This is a genomic window from Aliiglaciecola sp. 2_MG-2023 (assembly GCF_030548145.1).
GTDB classification, from domain to species: Bacteria; Pseudomonadota; Gammaproteobacteria; order Enterobacterales; family Alteromonadaceae; genus Aliiglaciecola; species Aliiglaciecola lipolytica_A.
The window spans coordinates 68,186-85,412 of sequence record NZ_JAUORY010000005.1 but is presented as its reverse complement, the minus strand read 5'-3'; the positions used below and the strand labels follow the sequence as shown (position 1 = coordinate 85,412).

General features: G+C 40.4%; 13 protein-coding genes. 7 read left to right on the top strand and 6 right to left on the bottom strand.

Annotation, left to right across the window (positions count from 1 at the left end; genetic code table 11):
• Positions 1–223: 223 nt before the first annotated feature.
• Together Q4567_RS06930 and Q4567_RS06925 are read right to left on the bottom strand one after the other, a co-directional pair.
• Positions 224–1,465 carry a cystathionine gamma-synthase family protein gene (locus Q4567_RS06930; protein ID WP_303499864.1) on the bottom strand — a complete coding sequence of 414 codons (1,242 nt, stop codon included), beginning with the start codon at positions 1,463–1,465 and terminating at the stop codon, positions 224–226.
• Positions 1,455–2,081 (bottom strand): 1-acyl-sn-glycerol-3-phosphate acyltransferase, encoded by a 627-nt coding sequence (locus Q4567_RS06925; protein WP_216046519.1) that lies wholly within the window; start codon positions 2,079–2,081, stop codon positions 1,455–1,457. Before Q4567_RS06925 ends, Q4567_RS06930 begins: the two co-directional genes overlap by 11 nt.
• 274 nt (positions 2,082–2,355) lie before the next feature.
• Between Q4567_RS06925 and Q4567_RS06920 the strand changes: the two genes are divergently transcribed.
• The 5 genes from Q4567_RS06920 to Q4567_RS06900 all read left to right on the top strand — a co-directional run bounded on the left by Q4567_RS06920 (position 2,356) and on the right by Q4567_RS06900 (position 8,023).
• The gene (locus tag Q4567_RS06920; RefSeq protein WP_342808129.1) at positions 2,356–3,609 is read left to right on the top strand and encodes a serine protease; all 1,254 of its coding nucleotides are present in this window, start codon (positions 2,356–2,358) and stop codon (positions 3,607–3,609) included.
• Complete coding sequence (locus Q4567_RS06915) at positions 3,600–4,565, top strand: FHA domain-containing protein (RefSeq protein WP_303499861.1); 966 nt, start codon at positions 3,600–3,602, stop codon at positions 4,563–4,565. The genes Q4567_RS06920 and Q4567_RS06915 overlap by 10 nt, the downstream gene beginning before the upstream one ends.
• Before the next feature lie 3 nt (positions 4,566–4,568).
• Entirely contained in the window at positions 4,569–5,336 is a 768-nt protein-coding gene (locus Q4567_RS06910; RefSeq protein WP_216046516.1) for an NRDE family protein, read from the top strand.
• A gap of 82 nt (positions 5,337–5,418) precedes the next feature.
• Positions 5,419–6,609, top strand: a complete 1,191-nt coding sequence (locus tag Q4567_RS06905) for an amino acid aminotransferase (RefSeq protein WP_216046515.1) — start codon at positions 5,419–5,421, stop codon at positions 6,607–6,609.
• Between the two features lie 175 nt (positions 6,610–6,784).
• A complete protein-coding gene (locus Q4567_RS06900) occupies positions 6,785–8,023 on the top strand; it encodes a DEAD/DEAH box helicase (protein ID WP_216046514.1) in 1,239 nt (412 codons plus the stop codon).
• Here the strand turns inward: Q4567_RS06900 and Q4567_RS06895 are convergent.
• From Q4567_RS06895 to topA, 3 genes are all read right to left on the bottom strand, one after another.
• Positions 8,020–8,475, bottom strand: a complete 456-nt coding sequence (locus tag Q4567_RS06895) for a YaiI/YqxD family protein (protein WP_303499858.1) — start codon at positions 8,473–8,475, stop codon at positions 8,020–8,022. The genes Q4567_RS06900 and Q4567_RS06895 overlap by 4 nt on opposite strands.
• A 54-nt stretch (positions 8,476–8,529) precedes the next feature.
• Entirely contained in the window at positions 8,530–9,093 is a 564-nt protein-coding gene (locus Q4567_RS06890; protein WP_216046512.1) for a DUF2058 domain-containing protein, read from the bottom strand.
• Between the two features lie 76 nt (positions 9,094–9,169).
• Complete coding sequence (topA, locus tag Q4567_RS06885) at positions 9,170–11,806, bottom strand: type I DNA topoisomerase (RefSeq protein ID WP_216046511.1); 2,637 nt, start codon at positions 11,804–11,806, stop codon at positions 9,170–9,172.
• A gap of 334 nt (positions 11,807–12,140) precedes the next feature.
• Here topA and astB point away from each other — a divergent pair, with 334 nt between their 5' ends.
• Positions 12,141–13,481: an N-succinylarginine dihydrolase gene (astB, locus tag Q4567_RS06880; protein ID WP_216046510.1), complete on the top strand. Its 1,341-nt coding sequence runs from the start codon at positions 12,141–12,143 to the stop codon at positions 13,479–13,481.
• A 62-nt stretch (positions 13,482–13,543) separates the two neighbouring features.
• Here the strand turns inward: astB and Q4567_RS06875 are convergent, their stop codons facing one another.
• The gene (locus Q4567_RS06875) at positions 13,544–15,718 is read right to left on the bottom strand and encodes an Ig-like domain-containing protein (RefSeq protein WP_216046509.1); all 2,175 of its coding nucleotides are present in this window, start codon (positions 15,716–15,718) and stop codon (positions 13,544–13,546) included.
• A 122-nt stretch (positions 15,719–15,840) separates the two neighbouring features.
• On the opposite strand from Q4567_RS06875, the gene Q4567_RS06870 reads away from it, so the two are divergent.
• Complete coding sequence (locus Q4567_RS06870) at positions 15,841–17,202, top strand: dicarboxylate/amino acid:cation symporter (protein WP_216046508.1); 1,362 nt, start codon at positions 15,841–15,843, stop codon at positions 17,200–17,202.
• The last annotated feature ends 25 nt before the right edge of the window (positions 17,203–17,227 follow it).

Here is a 17,227-nt window from a genome sequence, read left to right as displayed (position 1 = left end):
TCACTGATATTTAAAATATCAGACAAAAAAAAGCCCCGATAAACGGGGCAATAAACACACATCACTTGGAACACACAATGAAATGTTTTACTGTTTTAGCAATAAAACACCTTTACAACTAATTATTAGTCAATGATAAAAATAATTAGTTCATAATATTTTGTGAAATTTAAATATTTTCATCCAAGTAATTGAATTTTATAGATTTATTTCGATTAAATAATTAGATCTTAGTAAATGCTTGTTCAAAGTCTGCAACAATATCGTCAATATCTTCGATACCGACCGAAAATCTAATCATATTCTCATTAATCCCCATTTGAGCTCGTTGTTCAGCGCCATTTTCATAAAATATTGTAGAGGCTACCGGCAAACATAAGGTACGAGTGTCACCTAAGTGCGTCGCTATCACTACAGTCTTCAATGAATTGAGAAATTTATGAATATCCAATCCAGGTGACAAATCCATACTAAATACACCACCATAATTACCATTAAACAATTCTCTGGCGATATAGTGTTGTGGATGGTCAGCTAATCCGGGGTAATAAACATTGGCGACTTTACTGTGCCCATGTAAATAAGTAGCAAGTCTTAGCGCGTTTTGACAGGTTCTTTGCAGTCGTAATGCTAAGGTTTCTAAGCCCACAGAAATTTGTTGCGCTGAATGAGGCGATAATGTCGCGCCCAAATCACGCAACCCTTTTTTACGAATTTGCGTCATTCCCCAGGTGGCAGGATCTCCCACTCGGTACAAATCAAAAATATTTGGATACGCTGACCAATCGTAAAAGCCGGTATCAACCACAGCACCACCTAATACATTGCCGTGACCAGCAATATATTTAGTCAATGAAGTAACCGTTAATGATGCTTTCACTGTTTTAGCATCAAATATATACCCTGGTGTCATAGTATTATCGATGATAAAGAGCAGTTTATTTGTTTCACAGAACTCACCAATAGCTTGTAAATCGGCAACCTGAGTCACTGGGTTAGCTATAGTTTCGGTAAATACCATTCTGGTATTTTCTTTAAGCTCTTGAGTTATCAAATTGATATTCGTGGTATCAACATAGCTAACTTGAATGCCTAAACTTTGCAATGTCACCATTAAACTACTGGTATTGCCGAACAAAAATTGGCTGACAATAATATGATCGTCTTTCTTCAATAGCGCCAACAGCATAGAGGAAATTGCCGCCATTCCAGTGGCAAAAGTAACTGCTGCTACGCCTCCTTCTATATCAGCCAACATATTTTGTAAGGCTGCGTTAGAAGAAGAAGAAGATCTCGAATATACATGTCCTAGTTTCTTTCCTTGAAAAACGGCAACTAAATCATTGACGTCTTCAAACTCAAAAAGTACAGAATTACTAGTAGGAGAATGAACAGAACCATCTTGGGGCTTGTTTAAAATGCGGTCTGCATGCACAAGCCGTGTTGTAAAACCTTTATTTTTCAATCGAACTCTCCGCGGGAAAGGCTACCTGGGAAGGAAATTTTGCGTGCACTTTAGCATAAAACCCATAAACTTTTTGCATTTCTAAAGAGTTATCTTCTTTAGGATGAAAAACCGGTCCTAAAACGATGGATTTATGACGATAATCTAAGCCAATTAAAAACACCGGAATATTCGCTTGTTTAGCAATATGTAAAAAACCACTTTTCCAAGGATAAATTTTACTGCGGGTGCCTTCAGGGGCAACCGCTAACAGCATTTTATCTTTTTGTTTAATTTTATCAATCATTTGATTCACTACCCCATGGGATTGTGAACGTTCTATTGGAATCCCTCCCCAACGGATTAACAACGATTTAAACGGTGGAATAAAAATACTATGTTTACCAAAAAAGGTGATTTTAAGCTTTAACGCAAACACAGCGGCCATGCCAATTACGAAGTCCCAATTAGAGGTATGAGGCGCTACGGCAATGACCATTTTACTATAGGCAGGAAATTCACCTTCAAATTTCCACCCCAAAACATGCAAGACGGTATCCCCTAAATATTGACTGAATCGATTACCTAAGCGAGGAAGATTTGCAGATAATTTTAGCTTTTTTAATGTTTTAGGCATGTAATAAAATTATTTAGAATATTAATTGCGTTCATATTCTCCTATTATACACTCAAACCAAAGGAATAAAGTTGTTACCCCACTTTGACCTCTTAATTAAATGCTAGTGCGCAACTTTTTGCGACCTACAGGGTCAAGTAAAGTAAGTGAGGGAGAATAGTAACTCCGTTTATTTTAGCAAGGACAAACACCCGAGATTAATCATTGCAGCAATTTTTAATCGGGATCCAAACAATTCCTTGTTTCCATCATCAGTTTTTTAATGGGATTTTTAGTGCTAAGAATTATTATTTTTATATCCTTGTTATATAGCCAACATACTTTTAGTCAGCAAACGGCTCAAAACCTGTTTAGCCAATACCGCAATTCACTCTATCAAATTCAGATGATTGATAAGGAGTCTGGTAATAAATCGTCCATCGGTTCTGGATTTCGAGTCAGCGAGGATGGCGATATTATTTCAAACTATCATGTCATTTCTGATTTTGTTTATTTCCCCGATAAATATCGAATTCAATATTTAGATTCAAATGGCAATACTGGCAGTTTGAAACTTAAAAATTTCGATGTAATCAATGACTTGTCGTTGCTGCAAATCGCCCCTGAACAAACAAGTGGTTTGCCGTTTAAGTTAGCTCAAGACCTACCTCTACAAGGTTCAAATATATATTCATTGGGTAACCCCCACGATTTAGGCATGATAGTGGTTCCAGGTACCTACAATGGTTTAAAAAAGAATAGTTTTTATCAACGTATTCACTTTACCGGTTCAATCAATCCAGGAATGAGTGGCGGGCCAGCGGTAAATGGGCTCGGTCAAATCGTTGGCGTCAATGTTGCTACAGCGGGCAATCAAATAGGATTTTTAATTCCGTTACCAAAAGTGAAAGCATTATTTAACTCACAAGAACAAATAGACGTCGAAGATTACAAATCACATATTCAAAAACAACTACAAAAAAACCAAGGGAAGATGATAGCTGAAATATTGTCGACACCTTGGTCTCACTCGCCTCTAGGCAAAGCGAGTGTCCCCGAAAAAATCTCAGACTTCATATCCTGTTGGGGTGGTTCAAACGCCAGTGAAAAAGATGTTAAGTTTTTATCGGTTTCAAGTCGGTGCCGAATCGGAGAAGCGATATTCTTAAACGGTAGATTACAAACCGGAGAAATCGAAATAGAGTTTGAATGGCTCACTAGTGAACAACTCAACACCTTTCAATTTCATAATTTTTTGACCCAAAAAATTGCCTTTACGCGACCAGGAAATCAGGCTGGTAAAAATGATGTGACCAACTATCGTTGTCAGCAAGATATAGTGTCAAATCAACACCAAGTTTCTCAGAAAAGTATTTTGTGTGCTCGAGCTTATAAAGATTTTGACGATTTATATGATGTTTTATTTATCTCCGCCAGCAATGACTACTCAGATGGAAGTTTAATCAGTCACTTTACCCTAGCAGGGGTGAGTGCAGATTCAATGAAACAATTTTCTAATCAATTTATGGATTCCATGTCATGGCAATAGTTGTTGAAGTACTGTCGAAAAACGGCAAGGTGTTAAGTTATCAAACTTTTGGAAAAGAAAAAATTTCGATTGGCAGAGCATACGATAATGATGTCCGCATTGACGACCCTTACGTGTGTCCAGAACATATCGTTATTCAGGCAGAGGATGATACCGAAGCTCTGGTGTTAACTGATGTTGATTCATTAAATGGTGTGAAAATTAACGGTTCTCCAGGTGCTAATGCATTAATTGGCTTTGATGACATAGTCACCATAGGTCGTTCTCGTTTGCGCATCTTTAAAAATACGCAAAAAGTTTCGCCGGCCATTGTTCTAAGTAAATTAGAAGAAAAAATGGAATGGTTATCCATGCGCAGATTATGCGCAGGTTTAGCCATTGTGTTCATTGCGCTTGTGTCTGCTAATTTCTATTTCAACAGCATCGTTGAGGTTAATGTTTCACAGGTAGTGAAAGTGAGTTTAAGCGCCGCTGCTGCAGCCTGTATATGGCCTTTTTCCTTTGCATTGCTATCAATTTTAGCGAAGAAAGACGCCCATATTGTGAGCCAATTTAATTTACTTTGGCTGTTTTTAATTAGTCATGAACTACTCAGTTATTTGCAAGCCATCTTGCAGTTTAATTTAAGTTCGGTGCAGTTTATTTACTGGTTTATTTTATTGATAAAAGGTGCGCTATTCTTTGCGTTTCTGTGGTTTACGTTATTTATTGCCTTCCACCAGTCGAAGAGAATGCGAAATAGCATCAGCATTACTGGTACAGCTTTACTGGCAATGTACGTGTTGGCTCCGCATTTGTTCAATACCCAAAACTTCGTCGCAGCGCCCCGATACACTTCGCAAGTTCTGTCTCCAATTTTCAGGATTACAGCACCAGAAACCACCGAGAAGTTTGTTGAGCGGTCCGACAAACTAATTGAAGGATTGAAACAAGAAGTTGAAAAGGGAAAAGAGTAAGCAATGTGTATTCTTTTCATCGCAGTTGAGCAACACCCAGAGTACCCGTTAATTATAGCGGCTAACCGTGATGAATTTCATCAACGGCCCACTGTACAATCTGATTTTTGGCAGGATCATCCGAGTTTGCTCGCGGGTCGAGATTTAGAAGCAGGTGGTACATGGATGGGGATGAATAAAAATGGTCGACTTTGCGCATTAACCAATGTCAGAGATCCGCAAAAAATTCTGAACAATGCGATTTCAAGAGGCCACTTGGTTAGTGAATTTTTGATTAACCAAGATTCTCAACAGGATTATTTGACTAAATTGCGTGACAGCAAACAACAATATAATGGCTACAATTTGATGTTTGGCGAATGGAATGACCTATCTGTTTACAACAATCATACCGATAACGTCAGTAAATTGGGGCCGGGTGTATATGGTCTGTCAAACGCTGACTTGAACAGTCCTTGGCCTAAAATAAATCAAGGTGTCACTAAACTGCGCGAGCATTGCCAACAAGCTGTATCGTTAGATACGGACAAATTATTTGAAATACTGCTTGATCAAACCCAAGCAAAAGATGAAATGTTGCCTAAAACTGGCGTTCCTATAGATTGGGAGCGAAAATTATCGTCAATTTTTATTCAATCTCAGGATTATGGAACTCGCTCTTCAACCTTGTTATTAGTGAATAAAAACAAGCATGTAACTTGGTTAGAGCATACATTTGACCCTCAAGGTATTAACCGCAAACAACGTGAGTTTAACTTTTACATTCAATAAGCTCATATATTACTCGAAATCTCTCTAATTACTGGCATAATAGCGGCTTCTTTTTTTGCCTGTTATTTATTGAGGAATTGCTGTGTTAGAAGTGTTACCAAAATTACCCGCTGATCCTATTCTAGGTTTATCTGCTGCATATCGTGAAGATCCGAATCCTAACAAGATAGATTTAGGTGTAGGTGTATATAAAGATGAAAACGGTAATACTCCAATTCTCAGTTCTATTGCGAAAGCTCAAAAAATTCTATTAGCACAAGAGACAACCAAAACTTATATCACTCCACAAGGTGTTCAAGGTTACATTAACGGTATGTTGCAACTACTTTTAGGTAAAGGTCACCCTGCCCTAATTGAAGATCGTGTTGCTGCTGTGCAAGCTCCAGGCGGATGTGGCGCATTGAGAGTTCTTTCGGAATTAATTAAACGTTGTAACTCAGAAACAACCGTTTGGGTAAGTGACCCAACTTGGGCCAATCACATCCCCCTAATCGGTAGTGCTGGATTAAAAATCGAAACCTATCCGTATTTCGATAAAGCAACTGCAAGCATTAAATTTGATGAAATGGCAGATTGTCTTAAGCAAGTTAAAAAAGGCGACGTAGTGTTATTGCACGGTTGCTGCCATAACCCAACGGGCGCAGACTTAAGCAAAGATCAATGGCAATCAGTGTTAGAATTAGCCCAACAACAAGGTTTTGTGCCTTTTATTGATGTGGCTTACCAAGGTTTTGGCGACGGACTAGAAGCTGATGCCTACGGTGTGCGTTTATTAACTGAAAACTTGCCAGAAGTAATTATTGCAGCGTCTTGTTCTAAAAACTTTGGTTTGTATCGTGAGCGTGTTGGTCTTGCAGTGGCTGTGACTAACAGTAATGCGGTTAGACAAAGCATGCAAACTCAAATTCAATCAATCGCTAGAGCGATTTATTCAATGCCTCCTTCATACGGCGGTGCGTTAGTAGATATAGTGCTAAATGATCCTATTCTAAAAACCGAGTGGCAGTCTGAAGTGGAAGATATGCGTGTTCGCATGCAGTCCTTACGTCAACTATTAGTCACTAAATTAGCCGAAAAAGGCGCAACCAAAGACTTTAGTTTTGTGACTCAGCAAAAAGGTATGTTTTCTTATTTATGTATCAGTCCTGAACAAGTTAAAGCAATCAGAGACAAGCATAGTGTATACTTTGTTGATTCAAGTCGAGTCAACGTAGCTGGTATAAGCTTAAAAAATGTCGATGCGTTAGCTACCGCTTTGGTAGATGTTTTATAAACACTCTTCAAAATGCGCTCTTCACTGAGCGCATTTCTTATCTTGTTAGCCAACGTGTTGTCATTTAATTAGCAAATAGCACTTCGGCTCAAATTATTTGTATTTTCTTGCGTTTAATACTTAGATATTAAGCAATGAACATATCACCTGTATTTTACTTAATAGAGAAACTTTAATGAATTTTAATACCCTTGGTTTAGGCCAAAACATTGCCAATGCCCTTATTGAAAAAGGCTACAATGAGCCTACGCCAATTCAAGCACAAGCCATACCTGCAATTTTAGACAATAAAGATGTCATGGCCGCGGCACAAACAGGCACAGGCAAAACAGCCGGCTTTGTACTCCCAATTTTAGAAAAATTAAGCCATCAACCCCGTCCTAAAGCGAATCAAGTAAACGCGTTAGTTTTGACCCCTACACGGGAATTGGCCGCTCAAATTGCGGATAACGTTAAGGCCTATAGCAAAAACTTAAACGTCAGACACACTGTTGTTTTTGGTGGCGTTAGTATTAATCCACAAATGATGGCATTACGTAAGGGTGTAGATATTTTAGTGGCGACACCTGGACGTTTATTAGATTTATATAATCAAAAAGCGGTGAAGTTCGATAATTTACAGATTTTGGTGCTTGATGAAGCTGACAGAATGCTCGATATGGGATTCATTCACGATATTAAACGTGTCATAAAATTGCTGCCACAAAAACGCCAAAACCTTTTATTCTCTGCTACCTTTTCTACCCAAATTCGCGAATTGGCTAAGAGCATTGTCAATAATCCAGTGCAAATTTCAGTGGCTCCGGCAAATAAAACGGCGGATAAAGTTGAACAATGTATCCACCCTGTTGATAAGAGCAAAAAGTCTGCTTTACTGTCTCACATTATTAAACATCAAAATATGGATCAAGTATTGGTGTTTAGTAGGACTAAACACGGCGCTAATCGCTTAGCTAAGCAATTAACTGCTAAAGGCATCATATCATCAGCGATACATGGCAATAAGAGTCAGGGCGCTCGTACGAAAGCGTTAGCGGAGTTTAAATCGTCAACCATCCAAGTACTTGTCGCTACCGATATAGCAGCTAGAGGTTTAGACATTCACCAACTCCCCTTCGTAATTAACTATGATTTACCCCACGTAGCAGAAGATTATGTGCACAGAATAGGACGCACAGGACGCGCCGGTGCCACTGGGCATGCCATATCGCTAGTTACTGTAGAAGATGTGAAGTTATTAAAAGATATCGAACGTGTAATCGGCGAAAAAATTAATAGAGTTGAAGTCAAAGGCTTTGAGCCAACAGAGAAGTTAACGGAAACGTCTGCCAACCCTCAGCCTAAAAAAGCACCTAGACCTAAAAAACCCCGTAAGCCAAGACCAGCAAGGCAAGCTAGACCCAAAGCAGATTAATTGGGGCGATGGAATTGCGTTAGCATCCGATCTAAGTGATTGGCAAAGTTTTGTCGGTCTGTTTGATTTAGCGCCGGAGGCCCGCCAGTGTTAACACCGCTGGCGCGCATGGTGTCCATAAAGTCACGAATATTTAGTCGGGAACGCACATTTTCCTTGTCCATCAATTCACCTCGAGGACTCAAAGCGTTACACCCCTTTTCAATCACTTCTGCCGCTAAAGGAATATCGCTGGTAATGACTAAATCACCGGCTTCACAACGAGCAACAATCTCATCATCAGCTACATCAAATCCTGAAGAGACTTGCACAGAAGTGATGTTTTTACTTGCTGGTACACGAATAAATTGATTCGCAACCAACGTCATTTCAACGCCAGTTCGTTGCGCTGCTTTAAATAAAATGTCTTTGATAACATTCGGACACGCATCAGCGTCAACCCAAATTTTCAAATTATCATGCTCCTACAAAATGTTGAAATACAAACTCAGCAAATTATTAGCCGTTTACCACACTAAATCATCAGGGATCTCATAGTCTGCATACCATTCGTCTTCTTCAGCGGTACTGGTAGATTTAGCTTCGGCTTGCTCTGCAGCATCCGCACGATAAACTACCGCGTCTTTGTCACGCAAGGCTATTTTATCTGCAACTGGCATAGGTACAATTTCGTATGCACCATCGAGCACCACTATCGCTAGCTTACCTTGGCTAATTCGATTACGGGTCTGTTGATTCACATACAGACGTTTGATCAAATTATCATGGCTAAAATTACACGGAATATCACCGTTGTCTTTGGGTTGCTTATTCAGCTCTACAAGCTGTTTAATCTGCGCCAATACCGCCTTAGATTCGGCTAAAGCTTTCGCTTCTTGGTTCAGTTTTCGGTCTTTTTCTTGCTTTTCACGAAGCGCTTTTTGAGCCGCAATTTGCGACTCATTTTTATTCACAACTTTATGTTTTTGTTGCTGTTTAACTTGCTTGTGTTTTTCTTTTTTAGCTTGCTTAACTTTGTTTTTATCGGTTAAACCGGCTTTCAATAATTGTTCTTGTAATGACAGTGCCATAATAAAATACTCTTTGAATATTCTAGAAATAAAAACGGCAGTTTTCACTGCCGCTAAAGGTAAATTGTAAACAAGGCTATTTGCCTTTTTTACGCTTATCTTCGACAACCCATTTACCATCTTGATACCAAGCTGACCAACCAGTTGCTTTGCCTTCTGCATTTTCAGACGTTACATATTGTTGTTTAGTTTTACGACTAAATCGAACCATTGTTGGATTGCCATCAGGATCTTTTGCAGGTGCATCAGCCAAATAATAAAACTTGGGTGAAATGCGATCCCTAAACCTGGCTAACTCATGCACCATCGGCGCTCTTGTTTCACGAGATTTGGGGAAATTATGGGCTGCCATAAAAATACCCGCAGCACCATCACGAAGCACAAAATGCGCGTCCGATTTTTCACATTCCAATTCAGGCAAATCAACCGGATCTTCTTTAGGTGGAGCAGCTTCACCATTTCTTAGTAATTTACGGGTGTTTTTACACTCTTCGTTTGTACAACCGAAATATTTACCAAAACGACCATTTTTAAGTTCCATGTTCGAACCACACTTATCACATTCGATAATAGGTCCATCATATCCCTTAATTTTAAAGGTCCCTTTTTCAACATAAGTACCCGGACAGGTCGGTGCATTACCACAAACGTGTAACTTGCGGGTCTCGTCAACCAAATAACTATCCATAGCTGTACCGCAAATATCACATCGACGCTTAGATCTTAATACTTCTGTTTCCAGTTCATCTTCATCATCCACTTTAATGACTTCGTCACCTGGGGTCAGATTTTTAGTACCAGTGCAGCGCTCTTTTGGTGGTAAGTTATATCCTGAACACCCAAGGAACACCCCTGTTGATGCAGTTCTTACATTCATAGGGCGACCGCAAAGATGGCATTCAACATCGGTTTCAATAGCTTGATTAAGGCGCATACCACCTTCTTCAGGCGGTAATTCAGCTTTCAGCAAACGTTGATAGAAGTCTTCATAAAATTCATTTAAGACATCTTTCCAGTCACGAATTCCATTGGCAACATCATCGAGTTGTTGCTCCATGTTGGCAGTGAAATCAAAACTGATTAAATCAGAGAAATTATCCACTAAACGGTCGTTAACGATCTCTCCCATTTTTTCTGCATAGAAACGTTTGTTGTCTAGTTTAACGTAACCACGGTCTTGAATAGTGGAGATAATACTGGCGTAAGTTGATGGACGACCAATTCCTCGTTTTTCCAATTCTTTAACCAATGACGCTTCATTAAACCGTGCAATTGGTTTGGTAAAATGTTGTTTAGGATCCAATGCTTTAAGATCAAGTTTCTGACCTTCTTTTACATCGGGTAAATTAAGATCGTTATCACCTTTACCTTTAACTTGAGTTTGAACCCGCGTCCAACCATCAAATTTCAATACCCGACCTTTGGCAACTAATTCGTACTCACCGGCCTTCACCTTGATAGTACTAGCATCGTATTTCGCCGGCACCATTTGACATGCCACAAATTGACGCCAAATTAATTCGTACAATCGTTGAGCATCACGCTCTACTTCAGTTAATGACTCAGATTTCACAATCACATTGGAAGGACGTATCGCTTCGTGAGCCTCTTGCGCCCCTTCTTTACTGCCATATGAAATAGGGTTATTGGGTAGATAGTTAGCACCAAATGATTCTTCAATATAACCGCGACAAGCATCCACTGCGTCTTTACTTAAATTGGTCGAATCCGTACGCATATAGGTAATATGCCCAGCTTCATACAGACGCTGTGCCATCATCATGGTTTTCTTAACACCAAAGCCTAAACGAGTACTTGCTGCTTGTTGCAAAGTAGAGGTAATAAAGGGAGCAGACGGTTTACTTTGAGTTGGCTTTGATTCGCGGCTAATGACTTCATAGGAAGCATTTTTTAATGCCTCTAAAGCGGTGTCAGCTTGCGATTTATTGATCGGTTTAAAAGCACTACCTAAGTGTTTAGACACTAACATACGCAAATCGGTTTGCTTGGCATTTAAGTCAGCATGAATATCCCAAAACTCTTCTGGAACAAAGGCTTTAATCTCGCGCTCACGTTCAACCACTAATCGCACAGCAACAGACTGAACGCGGCCAGCAGAAAGTCCACGAGCCACTTTTTTCCACAGCAGTGGTGACACCATGAAACCCACAACACGGTCTAGGAAACGACGTGCTTGTTGCGCATTTACTCGTGCAATATTGAGTTGGCCAGGATCGGCAAAAGCCTCTTGAATGGCGTTTTTAGTAATTTCGTTAAAAACCACTCGTTGATAGGTTTTTCCTTCACTACCTAGCAACTCCTGCAGGTGCCATGCAATGGCTTCCCCTTCTCTATCCAAATCCGTTGCGAGATAAATGGTGTCTGCATCTTTAGCCAGCTTTTTTAATTCATTTACTACTTTTTCTTTGCCCGCGAGAATATCGTAATGGGCTTTCCAATCGTGTTTTGGATCAATTCCCATTCGATCAACCAGCTTTTGGTATTCGAATTCGCGAAGGTAAGTTTCGCGTTTTTTCTCGCTCCACTCTTTTAGCTCTTTAGCTGGTTTTTTAGCCGGAGCTTGACCTAATGCCTTTGTTGGTAAATCTCTAACGTGTCCAACACTAGATTTAACAATAAAATTTTTGCCGAGATATTTATTTATTGTTTTCGCCTTAGCTGGCGACTCGACAATAACCAATGATTTTGCCATAAATTATTCATTAACCTTTGTTTTATATGGGTTTTACGCCATTTTTAGGGAGTTTCGTTAAACTTCCTGTCGCATTTTGCTTTTTTAACATATATCGGCAAAGTGAATAGAAAACAAGTTCTTCTTAATACTTATCTACTTTTTGAACTTTTAGCTGCACCAAATATGCTCAGAATTTATACAGGCGCATTGGCAAGTACATTAAAAGACGTATAATCGCCACCAATAGTAAACAGAGCAAGCCCATTTCGCCTAGTTTTTTATAAATTTATTAACGAAGACGAACGAATAGTGGGCAAGCTTGAGTGCATTTTTATTGCAATGAGGTGAGCGAGTGAAACAAGTTGAAGTCAATTTTGATGGTTTAGTGGGTCCAACCCACAATTATGCAGGTCTTTCGATTGGTAATGTTGCATCCCTAAGTAATGCAAAAGCGTTTAGTAGTCCTAAACAAGCAGCATTACAAGGATTACAAAAAATGAAAGCCTTGCATGATATGGGTATGGTGCAAGGAATATTAGCCCCACAAGCAAGACCTGATATTGATACTCTCAGACGTCTAGGTTTTACAGGCAACGATTCAAGTGTGCTTGAGCAAGCCTCAAAACGTGCTCCTGAGGTTTTCAGGGCTTGTTGCTCTGCTAGTAGCATGTGGACCGCCAATGCCGCCACCGTGTCTCCTAGTGCCGATACGAGTGATGGCAAAATTCACTTTACCCCAGCAAATTTGACCAACAAGTTTCATCGCTCTTTGGAACCTGAAGTCACTGGCAGGATATTGCAAGCAACCTTTTCCAATGACAAATACTTCCAGCATCACACCCACTTGCCAGACAATGAACACTTTGGCGATGAAGGTGCAGCCAACCACACCCGGCTTTGCACCGATTATGGTCATGCTGGTGTTGAGATGTTCGTATACGGTCGGTATGCATTTGACAGCAGCAAGCCTGCACCTAAGAAATTTCCAGCTAGACAAACCTTAGAGGCCAGTCAAGCGGTAGCCCGTTTGCATGGTTTGAGTGATGACACTACCGTGTTTGTACAACAAAACCCTGACCTGATTGATCAAGGTGTATTTCACAATGATGTGATTTCAGTGGGTAATCAAAATGTACTGTTTTATCATCAACAGGCGTTTCTTGACACGCAAAATGTGTTAGATGAAATTCAACGCAAATTTGGTGACCAAAAATTGCATTTCATCCAAGTGGATACCAAAACGGTCCCCGTTCAAGATGCCATAAAAACCTATTTATTTAACACCCAAATCATTACTCTGGCAAACGGTGAAATGGCCATCATCGCCCCTACTGAGTGTCAAGAAAATTCCACGGTTGCTAATTATTTAGAGGAGTTGATAACCCTAAATACGCCGATTAAAAAAGTGCACTATTTTGACGTAAAACAAAGTATGCGAAATGGCGGTGGTCCTGCTTGTTTAAGACTAAGAGTAGCAATGACCGGTTCTGAGCTAGAAGCAGTTAATCAACACACTTTGATGTCAGACGCAGTTTTTGCACGTCTAAACAAATGGGTTAATAAACACTACCGCGATCAATTAAGTGTTGACGATTTGCGTGATGCGGCTTTACTCGATGAAACCCGCAGTGCTTTAGATGAATTGACCCAAATTTTGAACTTAGGATCGATTTATCCGTTTCAACGACAGTAAATAACCACAATTTAGACATAAAAAAACCTCGTAATTACGAGGTTTTTTTTATGCTTCAGAGGTTAAAGAGCGTCATCACATGAAGAACCGGTTCCAAACGGACTGCTAGGCGGTGGTGAAGCTTCATCATCCAAATCGTCAGCGGCAACTGAAAAAGTGAAATATTGACTTTCAATAGCTTCACTGCCAGAAGATTGGCCAAATACTGCGACTTCAACATCTGCCCAAGCGCCATAAGCCCTTGGGTAACGAACTTCTAATTTTGCTTGACCGTTTGAATCAGTTTCATTGTTACCATCGGTAAAACCAATAGTCCCAACAATACCTGGAGTTAATTCTTCATCTCCATTGGTATCTTCACCACTGTCAAGAATCCCATTGCCATTGATATCTTCGTTGGCGCAAGTTGCAGTTACATTCATCACCCACACATCAGTACCGTAAACCCAAAACCCTTTTCGATAAACGCCATCTTCTGTGAATTTAACCGGTGTTAAAGATGCGGTTAAAGAAACATTTTCCACGGCTCGACCAACAGAGTCACTGACAAACACAGAAAACTCTTTTAAATAACTTGAATCATCTGGCGATACCAATAAGTTCCCTGTTCCTAATGAAATATCAAAGGCTCTATCACCCACAGTTAGGGTGGTAAAATCAGTCACAGATTCATCATCGGCAACGTCTGCATAAACAATGACTGCATCTTCACTGCTCACCGCATTAGAAGTATAAACAGTGGAAGCGATTCCGTTACTGTCGGTTGTTGCCGAATTTGGCGACACAAAACCACCACTAACATCGTCCACTCTGAAGTTTATGACCTTGCCTTTAACAAGATTTCCGGTGATATCACGTACGACAGCGGTAATGGTGGATGTTTGTCCATCTGGTCCGATTAAATCAGGTGAAGCATCAACAATGATAGTCGCCGGCTCAGTAGCAATAAATTCAAATTGCGTTCTGGCACTCACGGTATCCTCGTTTCCATCAGTCCCTAGCGCCGTAATAGAAGCTAATCCAGCATTGCTTGAATGTATCTCAAAAGAAGCAACCCCGTTGCTATCGGTTATCGCTGAAGAAGAAACAAATTCTCCACGCGAAGAACTCAAAGTGACTTCACCACCAACATATGCAATATTGTCTTTTAACCAAGTAACTTCCAACGTTGAGTTGGTATTAAGTGGAACATCTTCGGTTGGCACTGTGGTGAAGCTAAAGCTATCTTCTTGCACAGTAAAGGTTAAACTTCCTTCGGCATTTAACGCACTGGCGGTAATTTCATTTTCACCAGAAGTGGTGGCCACATATTGAATACTTACTTGCCCTTCTGTGTCAGTTGTTGCTGAGGTTGCGATATCCCCTTGTGACGCACTTAGTTGAACACTTTGATTCGCCACCCCGTTGCCATCGGAATCAGCCACTTTAATAGTGACATCTATGGTATCGCCTAGCACCACTGAAATAGGACCGTCTACATTCACTTCAGTGCCGACAACCTCAATATCGACTGTTTGATTAAAGGTACCCGAAGAAACAGTTGCGGTAATCGTTCTGTTTTCTGGATTATTGCGGCTAGTCAGCGTTGCTCTGGCGGTGCCATCTTCTGTTGAGGTGCCTTGTACAATTTGCAATTCCGCACCATTGTTAGCAGAAAAAGAAACATCTACACCGGATAACAAAATATTTTGTGCATTTTTCACTACGGCAATTAGTTCTATTTCATCAGAACCACTGGATGCCAGTTGAATTGAGCTAGCGTATAACTCAAGAGAAGCCGGTGTCACACCTGATTGCGAAGTACCAGAAGAACTAAAGCCCACTTGCCCTTCTGTCCCGTCTGAAAGCGCGCCAGTAACCAAACCATCACCAGAGCTTGCACCAACCAGCAAACCTATGGTGGCAACACCGTCAGCATTGGTCAACGCAGTGCCCGTATCGTTATCAAAGGTCGCTAGGCCGTCTTGGCTAAAGGTGAATGTCACTAATTGATCTTCTACACTACCACCGGAACTAGTTACTGTCGCAGTCACTATTAATGGTGAAGTGGAAGTCAGTTCGTTCACTGTATTTCCATTTTGATCAGCAATAGTTAATGTAACATCGTAAGTTACTGTAGTGTCGGTTCCGCCAGTGCTTGTACCAGAAGAATCACGCTCTACTGAACCTCCTCCGCCACATGCTGACAGAGTAAAAATCAATAGAGCTGCGAACAACATCTTCAAACGTGAAGTCATGCAATTTTTCCCACAAATAATGTTTTTCAATTCAAGTACCTGTTCTAAGTCATTTTATAGTTTTGCTGAAGACCTAAACTTGCTACGCTATCCAAAAATCAATAATAACTTTAGGACAAAAAATGCAGCAATCTCCAAAAAAACTTGGTCTCACCGCTAAAATCTTTATCGGCATGATTGCCGGGATAATTACCGGTGTTATTTTAAAATGGTCATTTGATGATAGCGGAGATTTAGCATTTAGTGTATTCGGGTTAACAGTTTCTACGTATGACGTTTTAGTCAATGGTATATTTAATGTAGTTGGCCAGATTTTTATTAACAGTTTAAAAATGCTAATCGTCCCCTTAGTCTTTGTATCTTTAGTCTGTGGGGTTTCTAACTTATCTGAACCAAGCAAGTTAGGACGTCTGGGCGGTAAATCTATTTTGCTGTACATCGGCACCACAGCGGTTGCTATTACCATCGCGATGGTTGCAGCGCTCATTGTACAACCCGGTGCAGGTGTGCCTATTCCTACTGATGCGGTATTCGCAGCAAAAGAGCCGCCCTCTTTGGCTATGGTGATTATCGATATCTTCCCATCGAATCCTTTTCAAGCATTTACTGAAGGGAAAATGTTGCAAGTCATAACCTTTGCGGTTTTATTTGGCTTAGCCATGGCCATGGTAGGCGATGCTGGTAAACGAGTAGCAGCATTATTTGAAGATTTAAATGCTGTAATTATGAAGCTAGTTACCATATTGATGAACTTAGCCCCCTATGGTGTGTTTGCGCTTTTGGCAAAACTATTCACAACCATCGATGAAGGACGAATTGCTTCTTTGGCCATCTACTTTGTATTGGTATTTGCAGTATTGATATTTCATAGTCTGGTTAACTATTCAATTATTCTTAAACTGTTGACCGGACTGAATCCCAAGTTCTTATTCTTAAAAATGCGTGAAGCCATATTATTTGCTTTCAGTACTGCAAGCAGCAGCGCAACTTTGCCCGTTACCATGGAAACAGCAACTAAAAAATTAGGGGTGAGTAAATCAGTTGCATCTTTTGTAGTTCCGTTAGGTTCAACTATCAACATGGATGGGACCGCAATCATGCAAGGGGTAGCAACCGTATTCATTGCACAGGTTTATGGTATCGACCTTTCAACTGCTGATATGTTAATGGTGGTATTAACCGCTACGCTAGCCTCCGTTGGCACAGCTGGCGTGCCTGGTGTTGGCACATTAATGTTATCTATGGTGCTAGTACAAGTTGGCTTACCTGTTGAAGGCGTAGCCTTGATACTCGGTGTAGACCGCTTGTTGGACATGACGAGAACGGCAGTCAACATCACTGGAGATTGTATGGTTTCTTGTGTTGTCGCGAAGAGCGAAAATGAACTAGACGAAGCTATGTATTACGATATGGATGCAGGTGTAGATTTTGAAAATGTGGACCTCCATGATTTTAAATCCACCGCACCAGAGTCGAAGGATTAATATTCCAGATGAAAAAACACTAAGC